Annotated in this window: 18 protein-coding genes; 10 read left to right on the top strand and 8 right to left on the bottom strand. The window is 68.2% G+C overall.

Features of this window, described 5'->3' with window-relative positions; all coding sequences use genetic code 11:
- Positions 1 to 9 precede the first annotated feature (9 nt).
- The 9 genes from F0U60_RS18380 (at position 10) to F0U60_RS18340 (ending at position 9,923) form a co-directional block, all read left to right on the top strand.
- A complete protein-coding gene (locus tag F0U60_RS18380) occupies positions 10 to 717 on the top strand; it encodes a DUF4956 domain-containing protein (RefSeq protein ID WP_395821618.1) in 708 nt (235 codons plus the stop codon).
- Positions 714 to 1,466, top strand: a complete 753-nt coding sequence (locus F0U60_RS18375) for a hypothetical protein (protein ID WP_395821615.1) — start codon at positions 714 to 716, stop codon at positions 1,464 to 1,466. The genes F0U60_RS18380 and F0U60_RS18375 overlap by 4 nt, the downstream gene beginning before the upstream one ends.
- A gap of 180 nt (positions 1,467 to 1,646) precedes the next feature.
- Positions 1,647 to 3,074: a metallophosphoesterase family protein gene (locus F0U60_RS18370; protein ID WP_395821612.1), complete on the top strand. Its 1,428-nt coding sequence runs from the start codon at positions 1,647 to 1,649 to the stop codon at positions 3,072 to 3,074.
- Positions 3,075 to 3,212: 138 nt separating this feature from the next.
- On the top strand, positions 3,213 to 4,613 hold the full coding sequence (locus F0U60_RS18365; RefSeq protein ID WP_395821609.1) for an RsmB/NOP family class I SAM-dependent RNA methyltransferase: 1,401 nt from the start codon (positions 3,213 to 3,215) through the stop codon (positions 4,611 to 4,613).
- A gap of 68 nt (positions 4,614 to 4,681) precedes the next feature.
- Positions 4,682 to 6,448: a M61 family metallopeptidase gene (locus F0U60_RS18360; RefSeq protein WP_395821607.1), complete on the top strand. Its 1,767-nt coding sequence runs from the start codon at positions 4,682 to 4,684 to the stop codon at positions 6,446 to 6,448.
- Between the two features lie 132 nt (positions 6,449 to 6,580).
- Positions 6,581 to 7,933: a tol-pal system YbgF family protein gene (locus tag F0U60_RS18355; RefSeq protein WP_395821604.1), complete on the top strand. Its 1,353-nt coding sequence runs from the start codon at positions 6,581 to 6,583 to the stop codon at positions 7,931 to 7,933.
- Between the two features lie 44 nt (positions 7,934 to 7,977).
- Entirely contained in the window at positions 7,978 to 8,361 is a 384-nt protein-coding gene (locus tag F0U60_RS18350) for a carboxypeptidase regulatory-like domain-containing protein (RefSeq protein ID WP_395821600.1), read from the top strand.
- A gap of 75 nt (positions 8,362 to 8,436) precedes the next feature.
- Positions 8,437 to 9,291 carry a ribonuclease HII gene (locus tag F0U60_RS18345; RefSeq protein ID WP_395821597.1) on the top strand — a complete coding sequence of 285 codons (855 nt, stop codon included), beginning with the start codon at positions 8,437 to 8,439 and terminating at the stop codon, positions 9,289 to 9,291.
- Between the two features lie 2 nt (positions 9,292 to 9,293).
- Complete coding sequence (locus F0U60_RS18340; protein ID WP_395821594.1) at positions 9,294 to 9,923, top strand: hypothetical protein; 630 nt, start codon at positions 9,294 to 9,296, stop codon at positions 9,921 to 9,923.
- Here F0U60_RS18340 and F0U60_RS18335 read toward each other — a convergent pair.
- The 8 genes from F0U60_RS18335 to F0U60_RS18300 form a co-directional block, all read right to left on the bottom strand.
- Positions 9,904 to 10,584 (bottom strand): hypothetical protein, encoded by a 681-nt coding sequence (locus F0U60_RS18335; protein ID WP_395821591.1) that lies wholly within the window; start codon positions 10,582 to 10,584, stop codon positions 9,904 to 9,906. The two genes, F0U60_RS18340 and F0U60_RS18335, sit on opposite strands and share 20 nt — an antisense overlap.
- A gap of 15 nt (positions 10,585 to 10,599) precedes the next feature.
- Entirely contained in the window at positions 10,600 to 12,435 is a 1,836-nt protein-coding gene (locus F0U60_RS18330; RefSeq protein WP_395821588.1) for a hypothetical protein, read from the bottom strand.
- 119 nt (positions 12,436 to 12,554) lie between these two features.
- On the bottom strand, positions 12,555 to 12,938 hold the full coding sequence (locus tag F0U60_RS18325) for a hypothetical protein (protein ID WP_395821584.1): 384 nt from the start codon (positions 12,936 to 12,938) through the stop codon (positions 12,555 to 12,557).
- A gap of 474 nt (positions 12,939 to 13,412) precedes the next feature.
- Complete coding sequence (gene istB / locus F0U60_RS18320) at positions 13,413 to 14,240, bottom strand: IS21-like element helper ATPase IstB (RefSeq protein ID WP_395817573.1); 828 nt, start codon at positions 14,238 to 14,240, stop codon at positions 13,413 to 13,415.
- Entirely contained in the window at positions 14,237 to 15,724 is a 1,488-nt protein-coding gene (istA, locus tag F0U60_RS18315; protein ID WP_395804709.1) for an IS21 family transposase, read from the bottom strand. Before istA ends, istB begins: the two co-directional genes overlap by 4 nt.
- Before the next feature lie 369 nt (positions 15,725 to 16,093).
- On the bottom strand, positions 16,094 to 17,011 hold the full coding sequence (locus F0U60_RS18310) for a DUF2381 family protein (protein WP_395821581.1): 918 nt from the start codon (positions 17,009 to 17,011) through the stop codon (positions 16,094 to 16,096).
- 102 nt (positions 17,012 to 17,113) lie between these two features.
- The gene (locus F0U60_RS18305; RefSeq protein WP_395821578.1) at positions 17,114 to 19,402 is read right to left on the bottom strand and encodes a serine/threonine protein kinase; all 2,289 of its coding nucleotides are present in this window, start codon (positions 19,400 to 19,402) and stop codon (positions 17,114 to 17,116) included.
- A 93-nt stretch (positions 19,403 to 19,495) separates the two neighbouring features.
- Positions 19,496 to 21,214 (bottom strand): alkaline phosphatase family protein, encoded by a 1,719-nt coding sequence (locus tag F0U60_RS18300; protein ID WP_395821575.1) that lies wholly within the window; start codon positions 21,212 to 21,214, stop codon positions 19,496 to 19,498.
- Between the two features lie 290 nt (positions 21,215 to 21,504).
- Here F0U60_RS18300 and F0U60_RS18295 point away from each other — a divergent pair, with 290 nt between their 5' ends.
- Positions 21,505 to 22,827, top strand: a complete 1,323-nt coding sequence (locus F0U60_RS18295; protein WP_395821572.1) for a sodium:proton antiporter — start codon at positions 21,505 to 21,507, stop codon at positions 22,825 to 22,827.

Below are 22,827 nucleotides of genomic sequence, written 5' to 3'. Positions count from 1 at the left end.
AACGGGACCATGGAGCCGTTCTTCTCGGAGCTCGCCAACGATGTGTCCTCCGGAATCTCCCTCCAGGACGCGGGCATGATGGTGCCGCGTCTGCTGGCGGCGGTGACGCTCGGCACGGTGCTCGCGCTGCGACCGTGGCGACTGCTCACCGGCAAGCCGTTGCCCAAGGCGGAGATGGTGCAAGCCCAGGTGCTGCTGTGCACCGCGGCGGCCGTCATCACCGCCGTCATCGGCAACAGCATGGCCAAGGCCTTCGGCCTGGTGGGGCTCGGCGGCTTTGTGCGCTTCCGCTCGGGACTGAAGGATCCGCGCGACGCGGCCATCCTCTTCCTGGTGATTGGCCTGGGCATGGCGTGCGGACACGGCAGCCTGGGACTGGCCGGAGTGGGCACCGTGTTCGTCGGCGTGCTGCTGTGGGTGCTGGACTTCTTCGACAAGAAGGAGGCCACCGCGCCGAAGCAGCGGATGCTGGTGTCGGCCCAGGCGGATGACCTGGTGGGCGCGGAGGCGATCCTGAGGAAGGCGCTCGGCGAGCGCAACGTGCTGGTCCGCAGCTGCGCGCTGGACTTCGACGGGCGGCGGCTGGAGCTCGAGGTGGAGGAGAAGGAGCCGGGGATGCTCGCGTCGGCGCTGAGCCGCACGGCGGGCGGCCCCCTCCGGGGACTGCGGTGGATGGAAATGCCCTCTGGCAAGGGCAGTTGGGAGGAGCGGGGATGAGGCGTTGGAGGTGGGCCGCACTGGTGGCGGTGGGATGTTGGGTGGGGTGTGGCGAGGGCGGGAGCCTGCCCACGCAGAATCAGGATCCGCCGGCCGTGACGAACCCGGATGGGACGGTGGATCTGCCGGACACCCCTCCGGGAGATGGCACGGACACACCGGCCACGCTCACGACTCTCTGGCCGCTCACGAAGGATTCGACGTGGACGTACCGCATCGACGACCCGAAGCTGGGGCGATTCGAGAAGCGGGTGGAGGTGCTGGGAGAGCAGCCGGTGCCGGAGACGACCATGACGGCCGTCGCGATGCGCAGCACGCAGCCCCACCTGGAGGAGCTGTCCTGGCAGATCGCGAAGGACGGAGTGGTGTACCGCCTGCGCGAGGAGGACCACAAAGCGGGCGCGCTGGCGCGGGTGACGACCTGGAATCCCGCGGCGATGAAGTCGCTCGACCAGGAGCGGCCCATGGGGTGGAACGTCGAGTCCAGCCTCAACGAGCTGACGCGCTATCCGAACAGCTCCCGGGAGGATGACACCGACAAGAAGAAGTACATCTGGAGCGTGGAGGCGGTGAACGACACCGTCACGACCCAGGCGGGCACCTTCACGAACGCCATCCGCCTGAAGCGCGAGCGCAAGGACAAGAACGAGCCGGTGCGCACGTACTGGCTGGTGCCCGGCGTCGGCAAGGTGAAGGAGACGGGCGAGCGGACGGAGGAGCTCATCTCCTACGACGTGAAGAAGCCCTGAAGCACACGACCTGGAGGCAGGGGAGCCCTCTCCCCTCCTCCATTGTGTGAAGCCTCGGAAGAGGCCCATCAAGCCCTCGCCGCCCCGCCGCTCAGCGAGCGAGCGACCGCGAGTGAGCGGATGGATGTCCAACGGTGGACGGTTGCAACCCCGGTCCGAATGGCTCGGACAGGAGGCTCCATGCACCGTCTGTATTCCCTGGCGCTCGGCGCCACAGCCGCCGCGCTCACCCTCACCGCGAGCAGTGCCAGCGCCGCGAGCCTGACCCGTCAGCCCTACCTCCAGAGAGTGGGCCCGGATACCGCCACCATCGCCTTCCGCCTCGATGCCTCGTGCGTCCCCTCGGTTCGCTACGGCACCAACGGCCTCACGGATCAGTCCGCTCAATCAGCGTCCAGCAGCCGTAACCACGCGATCGTCCTCAACGGCCTGCAGCCTGGCACCGAGTACACCTACCTCGTGGATGCCTGCGGCGCCCGCACCAACCCCGTGCGCTTCTCCACCGCGCCTGTCCCCGGCACGCGCCGCGTCCACTTCACCGCCGTGGGCGACTTCGGCATGAACAATGCCAACCAACGCAACGTGGCCAATGCCATGCTCGCCCGCAAGCCCGAGCTCTTCCTGATGCTCGGCGACAACGCCTACGATGCTGGCACCGAGGCCGAGTTCCAGAACAACCTCTTCGTGCCCATGGCGCCGCTGCTCTCGCAGGTGCCCTTCTTCGCCGTCCCTGGCAACCACGAGTACGTCACCAACAAGGGCCAGCCCTACTTCGACAACCTCTACCTGCCCACCAGCAAGAGCGGTGGGGAGTACTACTACTCCTTCGACTGGGGCCACGTGCACTTCGTGGCCATCGACTCCAACTGCGCCATCGGCCTGTCCTCGACGGACCGCTGCACGCTCGCCGCACAGAAGAAGTGGGTGGAAGAGGACCTCGCCGCCAGCACCGCCCCCTGGAAGGTCGTCTTCTTCCACCATCCGCCCTGGAGCAGCGGTGAGCACGGCTCGCAGCTCCTCATGCGCCGCGAGTTCACCCCCCTCTTCGAGAAGCACGGGGTGGACCTGGTGCTCACCGGGCACGACCACCACTACGAGCGCACCCATCCCATGAAGGGCACCTCGGTGGCGCCCTCGAATACCCGCCAGCCCGTCTACCTCGTGGTAGGCAGTGGCGGCGCGTCCCTGCGCCCGCTCGAGGGCAGCAAGCCGTCCTGGGCCGCTCTGCGCAACGACAAGGACCACGGCTACCTCGACGTGACAGTGGAGGACGGCACCCTCTCCGCCCAGGTGCTGACGCCCTCGGGCAAGACGCTGGACAGCTTCACCCTCACCAAGGAGCTTCCTCCGCTCGAGGCGGAGCCGGAGCAGCCGGGCCCGTCCGAGCCCTCGGGCCCCCCGGGAACCGAGCAGCCGGGTCCGACCCCGCCGTCCACCCCCAATCCGGACCCTGTGACCGGGAACCCTGGGCTGCCCACAGGCCCGGATGACTCGGAAAACCTGGACCCGAACTCGCCTCCGGGCTGCTCGGCCGGGCCGGCCATGGCGCTCTTCCCCATGGGCGCGTGGGTGCTCGCCGGAGTCCTGCGCCGCCGTCGCCGCCGCTAGCCGGGAGGCCAGGGGAGAGGGCGGAGGCGCCCTGGAAACGCCAAGGAGCGCCTCCACCCTTGTCATTGAGCCCCCGGGATGCGATTCGCCTGCCTGCCGACAGTGCAGGCCCGCCTTCCGGGCCCCCCGGAGCCTTTCATGAAGAAGAACCCCCGCCCGCCTACCCGGGCCCCCCAGCCCCGACGAGACTCCCCCGCCGGTGAGGCGTCGCGCGCGCCTCGCCCGGTACGTGAGGACCTCGTCCTTCAGGCGTGCCTCGAGGCCTACGGCTTCGTCCGCCACGAGGGTCGCCTGGCCGACCGGGCCCTGGACTTCACCCTCCGTCACAAGCGCAACCTCTACTCCAACGAGCGCCGGGCCGTCGCCGAGCGGGTGTACGCCCTGCTGCGCCGCCAGCGCACGGTGGACTTCCTCCTCGAGCACGCCCACCGCGGCTTCATCCGCCTGGACAAGACGCGCCAGGACGTGCTGCGGCTGGCCGCCTCGCGCATCCTCCACGGCGAGCCCCCGGAGGTGGTGGCACGCACCTCGGCGCTCACGGGCCAGGACGCGGACGCACTCGCCGCACTCCCCACCGCGGCCCGGGCGCTGGAGTCCCTCCCGCCGGAGAAGCGCTTCGCCATCGCCGCCTCGCTGCCGGACTTCCTGGCCAGGCGCTTCCGCGAGGTGTTCGGCGCGGACGCCGAGCGCGCCGCCGAGGCGATGAACGAGCGGGCGCCCCTCACCGCGCGCCTCAACGGCTTCAAGGGTGACCGTGAGCAGCTCCGCGCTCTGCTGGAGAAGGAGGGCGTGAGCGTCACCCCCACCCCGCTGTCACCGCTCGGGCTCGTCCTGGACACGCGCACCAACGCCTTCTCGCTGGACGCCTTCCGCGACGGCTGGTTCGAGCTCCAGGACGAAGGCAGCCAACTGCTCGGCATGCTGGTGGACGCGCCGCCCACGCGGGTGGTGGACGCGTGCGCGGGAGCGGGGGGCAAGACGCTGCAGCTCGCCGTGCAGATGAAGAACCGGGGCGACCTGCACGCACTGGACGTGGACGAGGGCCGCATCGACGAGCTGCGCAAGCGCGCGCGCCGGGCCGGGGTGCACAACGTGCGCACCCAGGTCATCCCCGCCGAGGGCCCCGAGGCAGACGCGGCGCTCGAGCCCCTCAAGGGCAAGGCGGACCGGGTGCTGGTGGACGCGCCGTGCAGCGGCACGGGCACCTTCCGGCGCAAGCCAGACGCGCGCTACCGCCTCACGCCCGAGATGATTGAGGACCACGTGGCGCGGCAGAAGCGGCTGCTGGAGCGCTTCTCCCAGATGGTGAAGCCGGGAGGCCGGCTCATCTACGGCACGTGCAGCATCCTGCGCGAGGAGAACGAGGCCGTGGTGGAGGACTTCCTCGCCAGGCACCCGGACTACTCAGTCCGTCCGGTGGCGGAGGAGCTCGGTGCGGAGCTGGGGGCGAAGGTGGGCCCGGGGCCCTTCCTGCGGCTCGCCCCGCATCAACACGGCACGGATGGATTCTTCGGGGCCATCCTCGTGCGCGCGAAGTAGCGTCCCAGGGAGGCGGCCCGGCCCGCCCCGTGGGATGATGTCACCTTCGCCCGATTGGAGGGCTCGGTATGACGGAAGCGGTCCACTATCGCGTGTCGATGCTCCGCCCGCACTCGCACCTCTTCGAGGTGGAGGCCACCTTCCCCGCGGGCCCGGACGCGCTCGAGGCCGTGCTGCCAGTGTGGACGCCGGGCAGCTACCTGGTGCGCGAGTTCTCGCGCCACGTGCAGGACATGAGCGCCTCGGGCCCGGGCGGCGAGCCCCTCCAGGTGCGGCGCCAGGACAAGCGCACCTGGCGCGTCCAGGCGCAGGGGCGAGCAGTGACGCTGCGCTACCGCGTCTACGCCAACGAGCTCACCGTGCGCACCAGCCACCTGGATGGGAGCCACGGCTACTTCAACGGCGCCACCCTCTTCCTCTACACCGAGGCCACGCGAGGCCTGGAGCACCACGTCACCGTGGAGGCCCCCTCGGGCTGGACGCCCTTCACCGCATTGGAGCGCCGGGGAGAGGCCTTCGTCGCGAAGGACTACGACGAGCTGGTGGACAGCCCCTTCGAGGTGGGGCCCCACACGCCCCACACCTTCACGGCGGCGGGCGTGCCGCACGAGGTGGTGGTCTGGGGGGACGTGGTGCCGGACGCGGGCCGGCTGTGCTCGGACCTGCAACGCATCTGCGAGGCTCAGGCGCGGATGTTCGGCGGCCTGCCCCTGAAGCGTTACGTCTTCCTCGTCTACCTCACCGACAAGGGCCGCGGAGGGCTGGAGCACAAGGCCTCCACGGCGCTGCTCTTCCCGCGCGCGGGGCTGCAGAGCCCGCGAGGGTGGGAGGACTTCCTCACCCTGGCCGCCCACGAGTACTTCCACCTGTGGAACATCAAGCGGGTGAAGCCCCGGGCGCTCGTCCCCTTCGATTACAGCCAGGAGAACTACACCTCGCTGCTATGGGCCTTCGAGGGGGCGACGTCCTACTACGACAACCGCTTCGTGCTGCACGCGGGGCTGATGAGCGCGAGCCGCTACCTCGTCCGCCTGGGCGAGACGCTCTCCACGCTGCACGCCACACCGGGCCGTAAGACGCAGACGCTCGCCGAGGCCTCCCTGGTGAGCTGGGTGAAGCACTACCGCCCAGACGAGCACTCGCCCAACAGCGCCATCTCCTACTACCTCAAGGGCGAGGTGGTGGCCGCGCTGCTGGACCTGGAGCTGCGCCGCGCCACGAGCGATGCGCGGGGCCTGGACGATCTGATGCGCCTGCTGTGGCAGCGCTACGGCGATGAGTCCGGCGTGCCCGAGGACGGCGTGGAGGCAGCCGCCTCGGAGCTTGCGGGCAAGGACCTGAGCGCCTTCTTCGACCGGGCGGTCCGGAGCACGGAGGAGCTGGACTACTCCGTCTTCTCGCACGTGGGCCTGGAGGTGCGCTTCCGCCCGCGCGAGTCCTCCAGCGACAAGGGAGGCAGTCCTCCTCCCCGCGTGAAGGGCGAGGTGAAGCCCAAGGGCTGGCTGGGTGTCACCACCAAGGGGAACTCCACGCTCGCCACGGTGCTGGACGGCTCGCCGGCGCAGGAGGCGGGGCTGTACGTGGATGATGAACTGGTGGCGCTCGACGGCTGGAAGGTGGACGCGGCGGGGCTGCTGTCTCGCACCGAGGACAAGTCCCCCGGTGACACGGTCCGGCTCACGGTGTTCCGCAGGGACAAGCTGATAGAGGTACCCGTGACGCTCGGCCAGAAGCCCGCGGACGCCGCGTGGCTCGCCCGGGTGGACAAACCCACCGACGCGCAGAAGGCCGCGTACCAGGCGTGGCTGGGCACGCTCTGGGAGGATCCGGGATAAGCTCCGCGCTGGAGCCTGCCCATGCCGCCGAAATCTCCCGCTCGCTGCAAACGCCACCCCTCCTCTCTTGCTGGCTGGCGCTGCGACGGTTGCGGAGCCGCACTCTGTCCGGAGTGCGTGGAGGCGCGACGGATGCAGACCGTGGATCTCCTCGCCTGCCGCGCGTGTGGCGGCCGGGCCGAGCTGCTGATCCTCCACCGCGCGGAGCAAGCCTCCTTCTCTGACCGGCTGGGCCAGGTGTGGCGCTATCCCTTCACCCGGCAGGGCCTGATGTTCGCGGCGGGGCTCGGGGCGGTGCTGGCCATCGTCGGCTTCGTGACACAGGTCACGTTCATCGGGGCGCGGATGCTCCCCGCCACCATCGGTGCCGGCCTCTTCTGGGGCAGCTTCTTCACCATCATGCGCTCCACCACGCGCGGTGAGACGGAGGTGCCCCTCCCGGACTACGGCGACGTGTTCCACGACTGGCTGCTGCCGGCACTCAAGGGCGTGCTGGCCACCAGCGTGGTGTGGCTCCCCCTGCTGCTCTACCTGGTGTTCGTCGGCGGCTGGGACGTCGTCCAGTACAAGGATCGCCTGCTGAACGATCCCATGTTCTACACGACCGGCAGGTTCCACTCGCTCCCAGGCGAGACGCTCCTGGACGACCCCATCGCGTGGCTGCTGGGACTCACCACCCTCGCCTACCTGCCCATGGCGCTGATGCTGGCGATGACGAGCAACAGCCTGCTCGACATCTTCAACCCGCTGAAGGGCGTGCACGGCATGGTGCGCCTCGGGCGGGACTATGGGGTGGCGCTGGGCGCCCTGCTCACCCTGGGTTGCGTCTACGTCGTCGTCCACCTGGTCAGCTCCAGCCTGCGCGAGGTGGCCTTCGAGCTCATCGTGTCGCGCTGGCTCGCCCAGGTGCTCGAGTGCCTGGTGCTCTTCGTGATGGCGCGCGTGCTCGGGCTGCTCCTCTACACGCGGGGAGACGCCCTCGGGTATGGCGCCCCAAACGACTACCTCCAACCCGTGTTGCCCAACGCGGCGCCGAGCACCGTGCTGAACGTGGGCCCCACCACCCTGCCCCCGGCCCAGGAGCCCGCAGCGGCCAGTGGGGAGCCCGCCCTCTCCACCGAGGCCCGGGTGCAAGAGCTCGCCGCGGCGGTGCGCGCCCGCAACGTCTCCCAGGCGCTCTCGCTCTACTCCGCGCTGGGCTTCCTGCCGAAATCCGCCATCACCCCGGAGGTGCACCTCTTCGTCGGACAGGCCGCGGCCTCCCTGGGGAACAACGACCTGGCCGTGCACGCCCTGGAGTCCGCGGCGGACTCCGCCCCGGAGGATCCGCTCGCCCCGCGCGCCCTCGTGCTCCTGGCCCGCGTCCTCGGCGAGCGCATGCAGGAAGCCGCACGGGCCCAGGACGTCTACCGCTACATCGTCGACCGGTACCCGGATACGGACGCCTCGCGCTTCGCCCAGGCCCGTCTTCCGCCCACCAGCTGACATCTGGCGTTGCCGCCGCGGAGGGTCGTGCGCAATCCCTCCGCATGCTCCTGGCACGCCAGCGATTTCTCTTTCTGGGCCTCGTGCTCCTCGCCTCATGTGACGGGGGCCTGCGGGTGAAGCGCGAGGGTGATCCCTGCTCCGACAACCTCGTCACGCTGCGGGTCGAGGTGGTGGACGCGGGAGGCGGTACGGTCCGCGACGCCATCGTCACGGCCACCAACGTGGACACGGGGCACACCATCACCAGCACCACCGGTGAGAAGGGTGTCACCACGGCGGTGAACGAGGACATCGGCGAAGGCCTCGTGCGACTGACGGCCACCGCGGGCTCCAAGGTGAGCGCCCCCGCGGAAGTCACCTGGACGTGCGACGAGTGCCACTGCAACCCCGCTCCCGACACCGTCCAACTCCAGCTCAACCCGTAGGACGCTGCGCTCGAACGGCTGATTGCTTAATCAGCGTTTGTCGGGGGCGCCCCGACTCGCTAGGTTGAGGAGGTCATGTCGAGTGTGGAAGACCTCCTCCGTTGCTCCCTCGTGGAGCTGACCGAGCGCTTCGTTACCCAGGCCCGCTCCGTACCCGTGGGCCTCCTGGAGGCACTGGAGGCGGATCCACGCCAGGGCGCGAAGTCGCTCGCCCGCCGCATCCGAGGCCGTCAGGGGAAGAACCGCGCCGAGGGCCAGCGCCTGCGCCACCTGCTGCGCTTCGAGACGGAGCTGTGGGAGCAGGGACACACCCACATTGCTGGAGTGGACGAGGCAGGCAGGGGCCCGCTCGCAGGCCCCGTGGTCGCAGCGGCGGCCATCCTCCCCAAGGGCTGGAGGCTGGAGGGCTTGGACGACTCGAAGAAGATCGCCGACGAGGAGCGCCGGGACGAGCTGGCCGAGGCCATCAAGCGGGGCGCGGTGGCGTGGGCGGTGGGGAGCGCGGACGCGGAGGAGATCGATCGGCTCAACATCCGTCGGGCGAGCCTGCTGGCCATGCACCGGGCGGTACAGGGGCTGGGCATCCAACCGGACTACGTGCTGCTGGACGCCTTTACGATTCCCGAGTGCACCCTGCCCCAGCGCGGCATCATCAAGGGAGACGCGCTCTCACTGAGCATCGCCGCGGCGTCGGTGCTGGCGAAGACGACGAGGGACAGGATGATGCGGGAGCTGGACGCCCAATACCCGGGCTACGGCCTGGCCGAGCACAAGGGCTACCCCACGGCCTCGCACGTGCAGGCCATCCGGGAAAGAGGGGTGCTGCCCATCCACCGCCGCAGCTTCGCGCCGGTGCGCGAGGCCCTCGGCGTGAGCGATCCACCACCCGCGGGGTCCATCCAGGGAGAGCTCTTCACGAGGAACGGCTAACGGTGAGTGCGGACAAGGACATCGATGGATGGTTCGCCGAGCGAGGCATCACCCTCACTGACTCGCGCAACCGCGCCCGCACTGTTCTGGAGGAGGCGGGACTCACCAGCGCCCGCAAGGTACGCATCAGCGAGACCAAGCTGCCGAGGGCCGAGCAGCTCCTGACCGAGCGTTTCTACCGGGTATGCGCCGCGTCCGAGTGCCAGCAGGTGGCGAGGGCGAGCGGGCGGGAGCCACTGCTGGTGGAGCCACGCAGCCACTGTGAGCACTGCGGGGGCTCGAACAACCGGCGGGCGGAGGTGGCCTTCCTGGATGCATGCAAGCGCCACGGGGTGAGCCGAGTGGTGGTGGTGGGAGGCTCGCCGGCGGTGCGCGAGGAACTGGAAGACAAGCTCGGCGGGCGCATCGACCTGCGCATGGTAGACGGCACCGAGCGGCGCACGGCGGGCAAGGCGCAGAGTGACCTGGAGTGGGGAGACCTGGTGCTCGTCTGGGGCGCCACGGAGCTGCACCACAAGGTGAGCAGCCACTACACGGCACCGGGCACGCCCCACCGCCACAAGGTGGTGCACGTGGCCCGAAGAGGTGTCGCCGCGCTGCTCGAGGCAGGAATCACCCACCTGAACCGCTGACCCGAGTGCCCATGACCCTGGCGGCCCAGCGGCGCGTCGAGTCGTCCCCATTCTTCATCAACGAGTTGAAGCGGCCCGCACGCATCAGCTCCACCAACCACTCGTCCCGCGCGAGAATCTCGGTCGCATCCCAGGGGAAGAGAAGCTCCGTCTCTCTCGACTTTTGGTAGCGCACGTCCGCGACCAGATTTTCCAGGTAGCGTGAGTAGCTGTCGAAGAACCGGTCCACGTTCGAGGCTATCGGCATGACGTGGGCATCGGGCTCGTAGGTGTCCACTCGCACCACAGGCTGCCTTCCCCACTCATCCGCGAGTTCGGGCACCGTGGCATAGGTATGGATATCGCCACCGAAAACAATCATGGGTGTGCCCAGCTCTTGCCACCATCTCTCCCGCCACGACTTGTTGTTTTCTTCCAGTTTGTGAACCTGGTCGTCGGAGCGGTCGAGGATCCACCCTTTCCCCATCAAGTCTGTGGCGAAAGCCGCGTGCCCCAAGCGAGCATAGACACTCGCCAGTACCGGGTCGAAGGGGAGTCCCTCCAACAAGCACCCAGCTCTCAACGGTTCACGAGCGGGCGGCGAGGTCTCCAGCCTCAAATTCAACCGCCGGCATACCTCCATCAGCCGCTTCAACCCAGGCAATGCCATGAGCTGCTCCATCCGTTTATCTCCCTTCTACTCGAGCCCACGGAATCGACTCCGCAGCTCGCGTAATGCAGCCTCTCTGGCATCGTCTACGGTCTTCAACATTCCAGGCGAATCAATAGCGCGGTGGTACCAGGGCTCGAACTGCCTATCAATGGCTTCGGCTGCTCGTCTCACGTCATCCGCTGTCGGGTTGGGCCTGGCCTTTCGGAACTTGCCCCACAAGAGGTTGATTTCCTCATGGACGTACTTCTGCAACATCGCCAGGTTTTCCCCGGCATTGATGTTTTCATCCGGGAAGAGGTGCGCATATTGAAGCGGACGCCGGTGGTGGATGGGAAGCTCCTTGCCCTCCTTCTCCAAGAGTTCGGCGAACTGAGGGTACAGCTCCGCGTAATACTTGCGAGCCTCTTCTCGAAGCTTTCCTTTCAGGTCAACATCCAACGGTTGCTGGACGGCCTGCTCGAGTCGAACAAAAAAGCCCCGCAGCGCCTTGCGTTCGCTTCGGCTCAGCGCTTGCTCGCCTTCCAGTAGCACCTTCCCCCAGAGCTGCTCGAAGGTCGCCCGCTCCTCTCCCGGCAGGCGCTTGAGCGCGGTGCGCAACCACCCGGCCGCCACCTCGGGCTCGCGACCCAGCGCCCGCGTCACCCACTCCAGCCCGTCAGTCGCGAAGAAGCCCAGGCCTTTCGCGATGATGCCTCCCACCAACCAGAGGGTCAGCTCCTCCACGCCCCACTGCGCCAGCCAGGCCGAGCCCTCCACCACGCCCTCCCGCCAGCGCAGCAGGACGGATTCATGCATGGACAGGTACCAGCTCGGCCCGGGTGGCTGCGGCGAGCGCTCCACCCGCGCAGACTCCACGCGGCCCCGCACCTCCGCCTCACCCAGCCGGTGCTCGGCGCTCAGCACCACGTGCACCGTGCGCGCGCCCAGCCCCTCGGTGAAGGGCAGCAACACCTGGACGAGAGGCCCCATCGTCTCGGGCGAGAGCGGCCGTGGGTTGCCTCCCGCCCCCTCGCGAGTACGCCGCACCTCGCGCAGTTCCCAACCAGCGAGCCGACCGTCCTCCAGCCGAACCTCGAGCTCCACCCGAGCACCGCCGCCAACCGGCACCCGTACAGCGCTCGCCCACTTCCCGGCCGCTTCGTGGAAGGCAAGGAAGGTATTCGCCGGGGTACCTCGAGTACGCACCGGGAGGGTCCTGGCCTCGGGAGGCCGGGCTGACGAGCGCGTGGCATCGTAGGCTATCGCCCAGCGCGTCTCCTCGCGCCGCAGCCTCAGCACCACCTCTCCCGTTCGTCGGCCCGCGTACTCGGTGAAGACGCGGCGCAGCATCCGCGCCAGGCCCTCTGCGTCCACGGGCCGCCCAGCGCGCCCGCCGCCGCGCTGTTCCTGGTACCCCACCTGTGTCAGCGCGCCGCCTTCCACCCAGAAGGTGAAGGCCAGCACCGCCTCCAGCTCCTCCACTCCACTGCAGAGACCCACCACCCGCGCCACGGCCCTGTCCACTTCGGATTCCCTTGCCGCCTCGTCCTCCTGCGGGCCACGCCCCTCCCGCCGAAGCTCCAACACCAGCGCCTCCGCGCGCGCCGCCTCCACTTGCCGCGCCCGCTCTCCGACCCTTGCCCCGCTGAGGACTTCGACATCCTGCGCCGGGCTCGGACGCTCTGGAGAGCCCCTCGAGGACGGAGCTGCCTTCACACCATGGGGCACCAGCGGCCGGTACCGGTAACCTCCGTGGCTGCCTTCCAACGGCGCACCCGTTGCGCAGCCCATCTGGAGCGCGAAAACAACCAGGGCCAGCACGAGCAATGCGAGACGCTGCCAGGATTCCGCCGGGCGCGGCCCAACGAGACGGGTGGACATGCCGCACCTCCCAGCGAACCGCGAAGCCTGGAAACCGTGGCCTCGGGAGTACAGGAAACGCAGGCACGTCCGTCAACACATGGGGAGGAAAAGAGTTGGAGGCCCCGCAGGAGAGGAGCTCAGAAGAACGAGACGCCCAGGGTGCCACTGAAGAGGAAGCCCCCGTGCTGGATCAGCGAGATGGCGGCGTCCGTGAGGCCATCGGGCGGTTGGCCATCCCGCATCTGGAAGTTGTCCTGACGCAGCCGCCAGCCCCAGCCCACGCGGGAGGAGACGAAGAACAGACGACCCAGACTCAAGCGCGAGCCCACCGCCAGGGTGGCCACGGGTGTGAGCAGCATGTCGCCGTCGCGCCGAACGCCGTTGACCTCCACCCACGTCCCACCGCCGAAGTTGAGGCTGGTGCCCGCCTCGAGGAAGGGGCTGAGGGGCACCTCCCCGAGCGGGTAGAAACGCACCTGCGGGCCCACGCGCACGCCCCACATGCCGCTGCCGCCGCTCACGTTGAGGCCCAGGGTCGGAAGGATGCGGTACTCCAGCTCCGCGCCGTAGATGCCCGAGGGACTGTTGAACCCGAGCGAGGCTCCGAAGTCGAGCTGGGTGGACCCGACCTTGTCCGAATAGCGCCAGAGGCTCTTCTTGGGGGCCGGAGCACTCTCGAGCTCGGGTGGAGGAGTGGACGGTGCGGCCTCCTGCTGAAGGCTGGGGGCATCCGGAGGAGGGCTGGATGCGTCCGGAGAGCTCTCCGTCGATTGAGCGAGAACAGACAGGGGCAGCAGTGCCCAGCGTCAATTACTTTTTCCCCTTGGCGACAATTACACTTCCCCATCGGGTTGATGCCCTGACTGCGTTCACTTCGTCGTCGCCGTAGTCGTCGTCACGTCCATCGAAGCCTCTGGGTCGGTCACCTCCTGTGCTGTGGGCAGGGCTGTGGATGAGGGGGCCCGGGGGGAGACTCAAAACCTGTGGACAGGCTGTTACTCGTCCCCGGGCGCCTTGCGCGGGGCCTTGTCGGCCGTCTCCCGGCTCCTGGCCTTCTCGCTGCGGTAGCTCTCCCCGGTGAGCTCCAGAATCAGCGCGTGGTGCACCACCCGGTCAATCGCCGCCGCCGTCGTCATCGCGTCCTTGAAGATTCGGTCCCACTGCGAAAACACCAGGTTGCTCGTAATCAGGACGCTCCTGCGCTCGTAGCGCTGGGCCAGGAAGGTAAACAGCACCTCCATCTCCTCCCTGTCCTGCTGGATGTAGCCGATGTCGTCGATGATGACCGCGTCGTACCCGTCCAGCCGCCGCAGCTCCTTCTCCAGCAAGAGGCTCTTCTTGGCCGAGAGCAGTCGCTGCACCAGCAGCACCGCCGGGATGAAGAGCACCTCGTAACCGCGCTGCACCAGCTCGTGGCCTATGGCGCTCACCACGTGCGTCTTGCCGCGGCCCGGCAGCCCGAAGGCCAGCACGTTCTCCGCGCGCTCGACGAAGCCGCCCTCGCACAGGGCCGGTAGCTGGCGGCGCACCTTGGCCGGCAGCTTCTCCTGCTCGAGCGTGGCGAGCGTCTTGTCCGTGGACAGCCCCGAGGCCTTGAGCAGTCGCTCTATCCGCCGGCCCCGGCGCTCGCTCAGCTCCAGCTCCACCAGTTGGCGCAGGTAGTGCGGGCACGTCCATCCCTCCTGCCCGGCGCGCCTGGCCAGCTCCTCGTGGTGGGCTGCAAACGCAGGCAGCTTCAGCGCTCGCAGCAGCATGGCCAGCGTCTGCTGCTGCTCGTCGGCGGCGCTCGCCGCTGCTCGCAGGGACGTGGAGGTGGTGCTCATGAGGCCACCTCCCGCTGCGCCACCAGCAGCGCGTCATAGCTGCTCAGGTCCACCTCGGGCTGTGCCAGCTCGGGCACCTCGGGCCTGGCTGGCGCCACCAGCGCCTTCACCTGCTCGGCACCGCGCAGTCCGCCCTCGGCCAGCAGTCGCGTCAGCACCTGCTCCACCTGGGACTCCAGCGTGGAGGCCGAAAGGTGAAGAATCCGCAGGTACTCCACATCCGCGGCTCTCCCCTCGTGCACCCGCTGCAGCTCGTCATACGCCTGGCGGAATACCAGCGAGGGGAAGAGGTCCTCCCGGTAGCGGTACTGCGCGAAGGCCCCTGGCTTCTGCACCAGCGACCAGATGATGTGCCGGTAGTTGATGCGGTGTCCGTTGCGGCCCACCAGCCTGTCCACCACCAGCTGCGGCTTTCCCGCGTGCAGCACCTCCAGCCTGTCGTCGTACACGCGCACCCGCACGCGCTGGCCCACCAGCCGCGAGGGTACCGAGTACGTGTTGTGCTGCACCCGGATGGTGCTCCATGCCGTGACGACTACCTCCAGCTCGCTGTACTCCACCAGCCGCTGCACCGACAGCGGCCTCATCGCCGCGAGCTCCTCCTCCACCTTCGCGCCGCGCAGCCGGTTGGCCTTCTCCAGCACGCTCTGCACCCAGCTCTCGTACGCCGCGGCGCTCTCGAAATCCCGGCTGCCGCGCATCAGCAGGTGCTGCAATAGCCGGCGTTTGAGCGCGCCGTTGAGCGCCTCCACGTCCCCGTTCTGCTCCTTCTTCCCCACTTCAATGGTGCGCGGCTCCATGCCCAGGTGCTTCATGAGCGCGAGGTACTCGGCGTTGAAGCCCCGCTTGCCGTTGCGCAGGTCGTGCGTGGCGCTGGTGGAGTTGTCCGTCTGGTGGTAGCGCGGCACCTTCCCCAGCCGGAAGACGGCCGCCTGCACTCCTCGCTTGATGGCCGCCATGGACTCCGAGTGGCACACCGTCGCCCATTCCCAGTTGGAGTAGGGCAGCACCGGGTGGCACAGCAGGTGCGCGAAGGGCTCGCCTCCCACCGTCACCTCCAACTCCTTGGCCCAGGTGAAGTCCGTCTGCATCGCTTCCCCGGGCCGATGCTCCTGGGCGAAGAACACCTGCTTCTCCGGTCCCTGCTGCGCTCTCCACTGGCGCACTCGCCGCTGCAACGTGCGCAGCTGCCCCGGCTTGTAGCGGCCCGGCTCGCGAGCACACAGCTCCTCGAAGAGCGTCTTGGCCTCCAGCTCCGGCGCCTCCTTCAGCCGCTCGGCCAGGCTGTCCCACTGCTCCTCGAACGGGTCCTCCCGTGTCCTCCAGGTGCGCTCCTGCTTGAGCTCCGAGGGGAACTTCCCCTCCTTCACGTACTTGCGTGCCGTCTTGCGGTCCATCCCCGCCCGGGCCGACGCCAGCCCGAGGCGACCGTGCTTCGCCATCTCTTCCATCAGCTTCCTCACCTGGGCATCCGTCGTCCTCACCCGTCCATCCGAACCTCCGGAGTCACCGGGTTTCTACCGACGGCTGCCGTCACTCTGGATGGGGAGGTGTAATTGTCGTTGATGGGGAGGTGTAGTTGTCGCTGAGCACAGCAGGGTCGCGGCCAGCAGAGTGCTGGCACGCGCCCGAAGGGCCAGGGTGCGCATGAATGAGTCCAGTTGTGTGGGATTGTGAACTGCGGCGAGATGGACTGTCCGTCCAGCCGGTTATTCACGGGGCGTATTTATTTTCGTCGCCAGGGGATTCCCCTCCGGTCCCGTGACGGAGGCACATGCGACGCGCCGCTCGCCAAACGACTGGGACAGGTTGCCCTGGGGGATGATGCCCACCTGGAAAGGACAGCCCGCCACCTACGGAAACATCACGCCCTCCACGACAACGCTCGCGGGCTCACCGTCCTGCCAGAGCGAGAGCGTGAAACGGCCCCGGGCCTCCGTCTCCGTCGCCTCGGCATCCACCACCACGCGCTGCCTCTCCGAGCCAGGGAGGATGGGCTCCAGCGGCCATATCCGCAACACCTTCAGCCGCACACCGCCCTCACCCACCAAGTGCGCCCCCGCCGCCGTCCAGGGGCGCGGGGAGAGGTTCTTCACATTCAACTCCACCGCCACCAGGCCCCGGGCGCGATAGCTCATTGCCTCGGATATCAGGAGCGGCTCGCTTGGTCGCTGGGTGAAGTCCTTCCCTCGCGACGCTCGCCGGGCGGTAACACCCTTGTCATCCAATTGCCCATTGGCAAGCAATCCGGTGAGCCCATCCGGCCTCTTTCGCATCCACTCCAGTCCCGCCCGACGCTCCTGGGTTTTCGCGCGCTCCTCTTCGACCGCCTGCCAGCAGGTGTCCGCTATGGGTTGCTGGAACTCCACGTTGACCTGACGCTCGGCCTGGAGGGAATCCACCACCAGCAGGAAGTCCGCGCTCGCGGGTACCGCTCCGTCCACGAAGCGCACCTTCAGCTTTAGAATCCTCCCAGCGTTGAGTGAATTGGAGGGAACGAGCAGGAGTGCATCCTCCAACACGGTTTTCCGAGAGAAGAGTCCCTGTTCCTCAAGCTCCACCCCTGCAAGTCTCAAGGGAGAGCCAAAAAGCAACGCGGTGAGGATATCCGGACTGATGCGCAGCTCGGGCACAGCCCTCTGACCCACCGCACCCAACACAATAGTACGGCGCGCGACACCCGATGTTCCAGATGGGGTGGATGGTTGCGCGGGAGCGCTACCCGCCAGGAGGACAAACAGCGGGACGGCAGTGGCGAACAAGACAGGCATATGAAACAGAACCTCCGGAGTGGTGAAGCATAACAGGGACCTCCGACGTTGGCCCCTGCCATCTCATCCCCTCCGACCACTCACGCCCAGACCAGAATGCCTCTACTCGAAGCGCTCCACCGCCATGACGTGCGGGTAGGCTTGTACCTTCGCGGTGTCCACTCCGCTATGGGGCTCTCGAACCATACCCCGCCCATAATCAGATCCCCAGCTCCACGCGTCCAGACAGACAGGGATCGAATCCCCGCCACCGGGCCTGTGTGCCTGGGTGAATCGGCCGTGCACCCGCTCCTTGCCGAAGATGAATGTCCCCGTCAGCACCGTGCCTGCCTCCAATTGTCCCAACGGTTCTCCCAACAAAAGCCGGGCTCCAGGCCCTTCACGTACGGTGACGAAAGAGGCTTCGCCGATGCCAGGGAACTCCGCTCCAGTCTCTTCACCGATATGGATGCCCAACTGCTTCATGGAATCCAGGGCTCCGACCGGGCACGCCTCGGGTTTGGGCTCGGTACGTACTTGAGCACCGGGGCAACCGGCAACAGTCGCTCCCACGGCGGCGGACCACAGGGCACGGGCAACGGTGTGACGCACCGGGCCCTGCTGCTGCTTCTTTTCCTGACTCTTCACGCGCGTGCTGTCCTTGGGGTGCATCGCAAAGGCGATGGGCGCGGGGGTTGCGGCCCACGCGGGCGCCGCGCCTCCTCCAACTTCGAGCGGACACCACGGGGGCGCCACTTCCTGGCCGGACAAGGCCCAGGCCACCACGGACACGGGTGTCGCGGACAACATGGGAACAGCACTGCCCTCCGGCCGCACTTTTCTCCAACTTGTCCGACTGTCGGACAGGTCGTCGAAGACCGAGCCCGGAGGGGTGCCTATCCCTCGAGCTCCGCTGGCCCCCCGGCCACACTTTTCTCCAACTTGTCCAACTGTCGGACAGGTCGTCGAAGACCGAGCCCGGAGGGGCTCCTGCTCTTGATTCGTTGGGTCCCCTGACGAGACTTTCTTCCCCTGGCCTGGCGGAGCATCCACCGGAGCTGGAGCGGACACGGGTTGCAGGTGCGCAGCAGCGAGCAAGGCCACCACCCCCAGCGACAGCGTGCGGTCCCGACACGCCCGCGCGAACCAGGAACTCCCCGGTGCTCGCGGCAGCACGGGAGCAGCGACTGCTCGTGTCTCGCCCTCCTCCGCCGTGAGCGGCACGGAGGCTGAGGGACCCCCCTCCTCCCCAGGCGACCGCATCCGCTCATCCAGTTCCAGGGTCGCGGGCCTGCCGCGCCGGGGCCGTTCACGCGCGAAAGCCGAAAGTCGATGGTGACGCGCCAGGGAGTGCTCCAGGTCCACCTTCACCGCCATGCCCCCGCCCTCCTGCTCCTGCCGGGTGGTGGCGTTGTCCGGCGCCCACGCCTCGCACAGCGGCACGGCCCAATTCGCGTCCGCCCCAGCCAGCACCGCGTTCAACGCCTCACCCACGGACTTCGCGTCCGGGTAGCGCGCCTCGGGTGCCTTCTCCAGCATGCGCAGGCACAAGGCGGAGAGTGCTCGGGGCACGCGCGGGTTGCGCTCGTGCGGCGCCACGGGCTCGGTGTGCAGCACCGCGTCCTCCACCTCCTCCTCGCTCTTCCCGTCGAAGGGCCAGACGCCCGTCAGCAGCCAGTAGAAGAGAACGCCCAGCGCCCACAGATCGTCGCGGACACTCGCCTCGTAGTGCGTGTCCCGCTGACGTTGGCGGCGGAAGAGCCAGGCTTCCGGAGCACGGTAGCGCGTGGTGCCTGGAACGAAGCCTCCCGTCACCTTCAGCGCCCCTGGGAAGGTGCCCACGCCGTAGTCCACCAGCACCGGCCTGCCGTCCCCCTCCCGCACCACCACGTTGTCGTTCTTGATGTCCCGGTGCACCACCCCCACCGAGTGAGCCACCACCAACTGCGCCGCCAGCAACCGCACCGCGCGCGCGACCTCCAGGGCCGTGGGGTTGTGGCGCTCGGCCCAGGTGTCCAGGGGGAGCCCGGGCACGTAGCCCGTGACAATGTAGAGGAAGAGCGGCCCGAAGCCCGGGAAGTGGCCATGGTGACCATGGCTGTCCACCCCCACCAGGCCCACGTGGTGCAGCCGCAGCAGCACCTCCAACTCCCGTTGGGCCCACGGTCCCGCGTGAGGAAGGTAGAGCAGCTTCACCGCGAACAGGGTGTCGCCACGCCGAGCCCGGTACACGGTGCCGTAGCTGCCCGCCCCCAGCCGCGCCTCCAGGGTGAGGCCGCCCACCGCCTCGCCCACTTGAGGAAGAAACTCCTCCCGCGCCCCCTCTCGCGTGAGCCGCCTGAGCAGCAGCCGCTGCCGTTGCTCGAAAGCCCGCCGCCCCTGCTCCGGACGCTCCACCGTGACCTGCGGCATGCACGCTACCTCCAAGGTGAGGCAGTTTAACATGACATCTGCCGTCACGGGTGGCGCCAAAGCAGGCTGTCCGGAAACGTCCCTTCTCAGCGCTCAGCGCGTCCTGAGCAGCTCACGCACCAAGGGGGTGACATGGAGCAGGGAAGGCGTTGGCCCCACCACGGGCTCCACCCGTGCTCGCAATTGGGCTCCATCCTCGCCGCGCCGCGCGACGACGAAGGTGACGCGACTGTCCTGGGCGCTGGGGCTGCCGTGCCAGGAGTGGTAATGGCCGGCAAAGTAGTAGCGCTCGGAGATGGGGCGCTCCATGCCTGTGCGAGTCAGCAGCAGCACGTCTCCAGCTCGGTGCCCCAGGGGGCCTGCGCCGAGCTGCTCCATCCGCTCGGTGAGGTTCAACAGTTCAGACCGTGGATGGGCCATGAGGTGCTCGGGCAGGGGCACCAGCCTCTCGCCATCGAACACCTGGAAGGCTGGGGCATCCTCGCTCACGGGGCGACCCGCGCGGGCGAAGACGAAATCCAATGAGCCCTTCATGTCCGCCGCGCCTTCTCCTGTTTGATTCGCTCGGTAGAAGGCCCGCGCCACCGGCAGCACGTCCTCCTTCCATCGGGGCGGGCGGCTCCAGTCGCAGCGCTGACCTGGCTCCGGACAGGTGGAGCGATCCGCGAGGTACACATAGGCCATGGCCCCTTGGTAGGCCACCACGGCCTGGAAGTCCTGCGCTCGCGGCTCCACCTCCAGCAGCAGCGGGCGCAGCCGGAAGCCCGCACGCTCGAGCACGGTGGTGGGCTCGTCATCCCCCTCGGCGGACAGCGCGTGCCGGTCATCGCCTAGCACGGGCGTGTGGCCATGATCCGAGACGAAGAGCACATACGTGTCCTCGAGCACTCCAGCCTCCGCATAGGCATCCAGCACGCGGCCCACCAGTGGATCGAGCACCTCGCGCACGTACCGGCGTTGCTGCTCCAATGGCTCCTTGGCCACATGGGTGTACAGGTCCACCCCCGGGAAGTAGACCACCTGGAGGCGAGGGACGCCGTGCCGACGGAGGACCTCCAGGAGGTGCGTTACGGACGCCTGATCCAGCGTGGCGTAGGTCTCCCGCTCGACATCCGGGGCTCCCACGAGGCCCCGAGCGAAGTTGACGAGCAGGTCCGTGGCGGAGTTCGGCTCCGGGGTGGTGAAGAGATCCGCGCCCCGGTACACGTGCGCGAGGCTGACGAAGGCGCGCACGTCGGCCAGTTCGAAGAGGGTGGGAACCTTCAGCGCATCGCCCACGAGCCCCTCCGTGAAGGTGCGCAACACATCCTGTCGGGCGTGCACGGAGACGGGCGCGGGGGCGTAGAAGCGGACCTCGTCGCGAGCGAACCATTCGTTGCCGGGCACCCCGTTTCGCGCGGGGGGCTCGCCCGTGTAGACGGAGGCCCAGGCAGCCACGGTGGTCGAGGGCAAGATGCTCAGCGCTCCAGGAACCGCGAAGCCATGCGCGAAGAGGTGCTCGCCTCGCTGAGGGCCCAACAGGGTGTGGATGGAACCAGAGACATGCTCGCTCACCGCCTGGCGGAACTCGGCATCCCCTACCCCATCGAGCGCGAAGAGAAGCACGCGAGGACCGGAGGTGAGTGGACGCATTGGCTCGCGCAGCACGCGGTCTCCGCCAGTGGCGGCCAGCTTCACGGCCTCCGTCAGCGTCTCCTGTGTGGGAGGGCCTAGCCGACGCAGGAGCCACCACGCGCCCACAGCTACGAGCAGGACCAGCACGGCGCCCACCATCACCCACCGTTTCGCGTGTCCGGAGGTCCTGGCTCCCATGCCTCACAGCGAAGCGTACCCGTGGCCCTCGCAACAAGAGCGGGACGCGTACGGCTGTCGGAGCAACGACACGAGGAGCTCCGTGGTGAACGGGCACCTGCTCGTCCATGTCCTCCGGCGCATCCACTGGCAGAAGGCCCCCACCCGCCCGCTCCCTGATCGGACGAATGGACCAGCCCCTGAATGAAGGGGCCCCCGCCCCGCTGGCTGGCGAGAGAGGGAGCAGCAGCTCTGATTCCGGCCGGCCCTTCCCCTACCTTCGACAACGAGGGGGAAGAAAGGGGTCCGCCATGCGCAAAGTCTTCATCTATTCCAGCCTGCTTCTCGGGGGACTGATGGCCTCGCAGGCGCTTCCAGCGCTCGGGCCAGGAGTCTACGAACCCCTCACGCACGTCATCCGGCTGCTCACCATGGTGGGGCTGGCCTTCATCATGATTCACGTCGGGCAGGAGTTCGACCTGGATAAGTCGAACCTGCGTCAGTACGGCTGGGATTACGTGGTGGCGGCCACCGCGGCCACCTTCCCCTGGATCTTCGTCACGCTCTACTTCGTCTTCGTGCTGGCGCCCCCGGAGTTCTGGGGACAGTTCGATTATTGGAAGGAGGCGCTGCTCCAAGGACGGTTCGCCGCGCCGACGAGCGCCGGGGTGCTCTTCTCCATGTTGGCCGCGGCGGGCCTGGGTGCGACGTGGGTGTTCCACAAGGCTCGCATCCTCGCCATCTTCGACGATCTCGACACCATCCTCCTCATGGTACCGCTCACGGTGCTGCTCGTTGGCTTCCGCTGGCAGCTCGCGGGCGTCATCGCCCTCATCGCCCTTCTTCTCTGGGCGGGGTGGAAATACCTGCACCGCTGGCGCATCCCGTACAGCTGGCCCTGGGTGCTCGGCTATTCGGTATTGCTCGCGCTCGTCTCCGAGCTCATCTACCTCGGGACGGGGTACATGGATCCCGACGCGGCGGTCCACTTCGAGGTCCTCCTGCCCGCTTTCGTTCTGGGCTGCATGATCGCCAATCCCGAGCACGGACTGCACGAGCAGGACGGACTGGAAGGGGAGCAACCTGGGCTCGATGCGCGCAACGAGCAGCGCGTCGCGACCCTCATCTCCGGTTGCTTCATGGTGCTCGTGGGGCTGTCGATGCCCGCGCTGGGCGGGGCCGGCGCGGCCCGGGAAGCCGAGCAGAGCGTCAGCGCCGCAGCGGGTGGCAGCCCGGGCTGGGGCCTCATCGCCCTCCATGTCCTGGCGGTGACCCTCCTGTCCAATCTGGGAAAGATGTTCCCAGCGCTGTGCTATCGCCGAGAGGCGAGCCTACGTGAACGGTTCGCCCTCGCGGTTGGTCTCTTTCCACGCGGAGAAGTCGGCGCCGGAGTGCTCGTCGTGTCCCTGGGCTATGGCATCAGTGGAACGGCGACAACGGTGGCCCTGCTGTCCCTGGCGCTCAACCTTCTGCTCACGGGTCTCTTCATCCTCGTTGTGAGGCGGCTGCTGGCCGCGCCTCGCTCCGAGGCCACTCCCGCCTCCACGCCCGAGCCCACCCAGGCGCCTCGTCCACCTCGAGGCCAGGTACCTCGGCCCACCCGGCACATTCCCGCGAGCGAAGGAGGACGCTGA

It is taken from the genome of Archangium minus (assembly GCF_044360475.1).
Taxonomy (GTDB): Bacteria; Myxococcota; Myxococcia; order Myxococcales; family Myxococcaceae; genus Archangium; species Archangium minus.
This window is presented reverse-complemented; position numbering and strand designations above follow the sequence as displayed.

Coding starts and splice junctions, on each gene's coding strand:
- F0U60_RS18380 (WP_395821618.1), top strand. CDS start 10: ATGGAGCCGTTCTTCTCGGAGCTCGCCAACGATGTGTCCTCCGGAATC.
- F0U60_RS18375 (WP_395821615.1), top strand. CDS start 714: ATGAGGCGTTGGAGGTGGGCCGCACTGGTGGCGGTGGGATGTTGGGTG.
- F0U60_RS18370 (WP_395821612.1), top strand. CDS start 1,647: ATGCACCGTCTGTATTCCCTGGCGCTCGGCGCCACAGCCGCCGCGCTC.
- F0U60_RS18365 (WP_395821609.1), top strand. CDS start 3,213: ATGAAGAAGAACCCCCGCCCGCCTACCCGGGCCCCCCAGCCCCGACGA.
- F0U60_RS18360 (WP_395821607.1), top strand. CDS start 4,682: ATGACGGAAGCGGTCCACTATCGCGTGTCGATGCTCCGCCCGCACTCG.
- F0U60_RS18355 (WP_395821604.1), top strand. CDS start 6,581: ATGCAGACCGTGGATCTCCTCGCCTGCCGCGCGTGTGGCGGCCGGGCC.
- F0U60_RS18350 (WP_395821600.1), top strand. CDS start 7,978: ATGCTCCTGGCACGCCAGCGATTTCTCTTTCTGGGCCTCGTGCTCCTC.
- F0U60_RS18345 (WP_395821597.1), top strand. CDS start 8,437: ATGTCGAGTGTGGAAGACCTCCTCCGTTGCTCCCTCGTGGAGCTGACC.
- F0U60_RS18335 (WP_395821591.1), bottom strand. CDS start 10,584: ATGGAGCAGCTCATGGCATTGCCTGGGTTGAAGCGGCTGATGGAGGTA.
- F0U60_RS18330 (WP_395821588.1), bottom strand. CDS start 12,435: ATGTCCACCCGTCTCGTTGGGCCGCGCCCGGCGGAATCCTGGCAGCGT.
- istB (WP_395817573.1), bottom strand. CDS start 14,240: ATGAGCACCACCTCCACGTCCCTGCGAGCAGCGGCGAGCGCCGCCGAC.
- F0U60_RS18310 (WP_395821581.1), bottom strand. CDS start 17,011: ATGCCTGTCTTGTTCGCCACTGCCGTCCCGCTGTTTGTCCTCCTGGCG.
- F0U60_RS18305 (WP_395821578.1), bottom strand. CDS start 19,402: ATGCCGCAGGTCACGGTGGAGCGTCCGGAGCAGGGGCGGCGGGCTTTC.
- F0U60_RS18300 (WP_395821575.1), bottom strand. CDS start 21,214: ATGGGAGCCAGGACCTCCGGACACGCGAAACGGTGGGTGATGGTGGGC.
- F0U60_RS18295 (WP_395821572.1), top strand. CDS start 21,505: ATGCGCAAAGTCTTCATCTATTCCAGCCTGCTTCTCGGGGGACTGATG.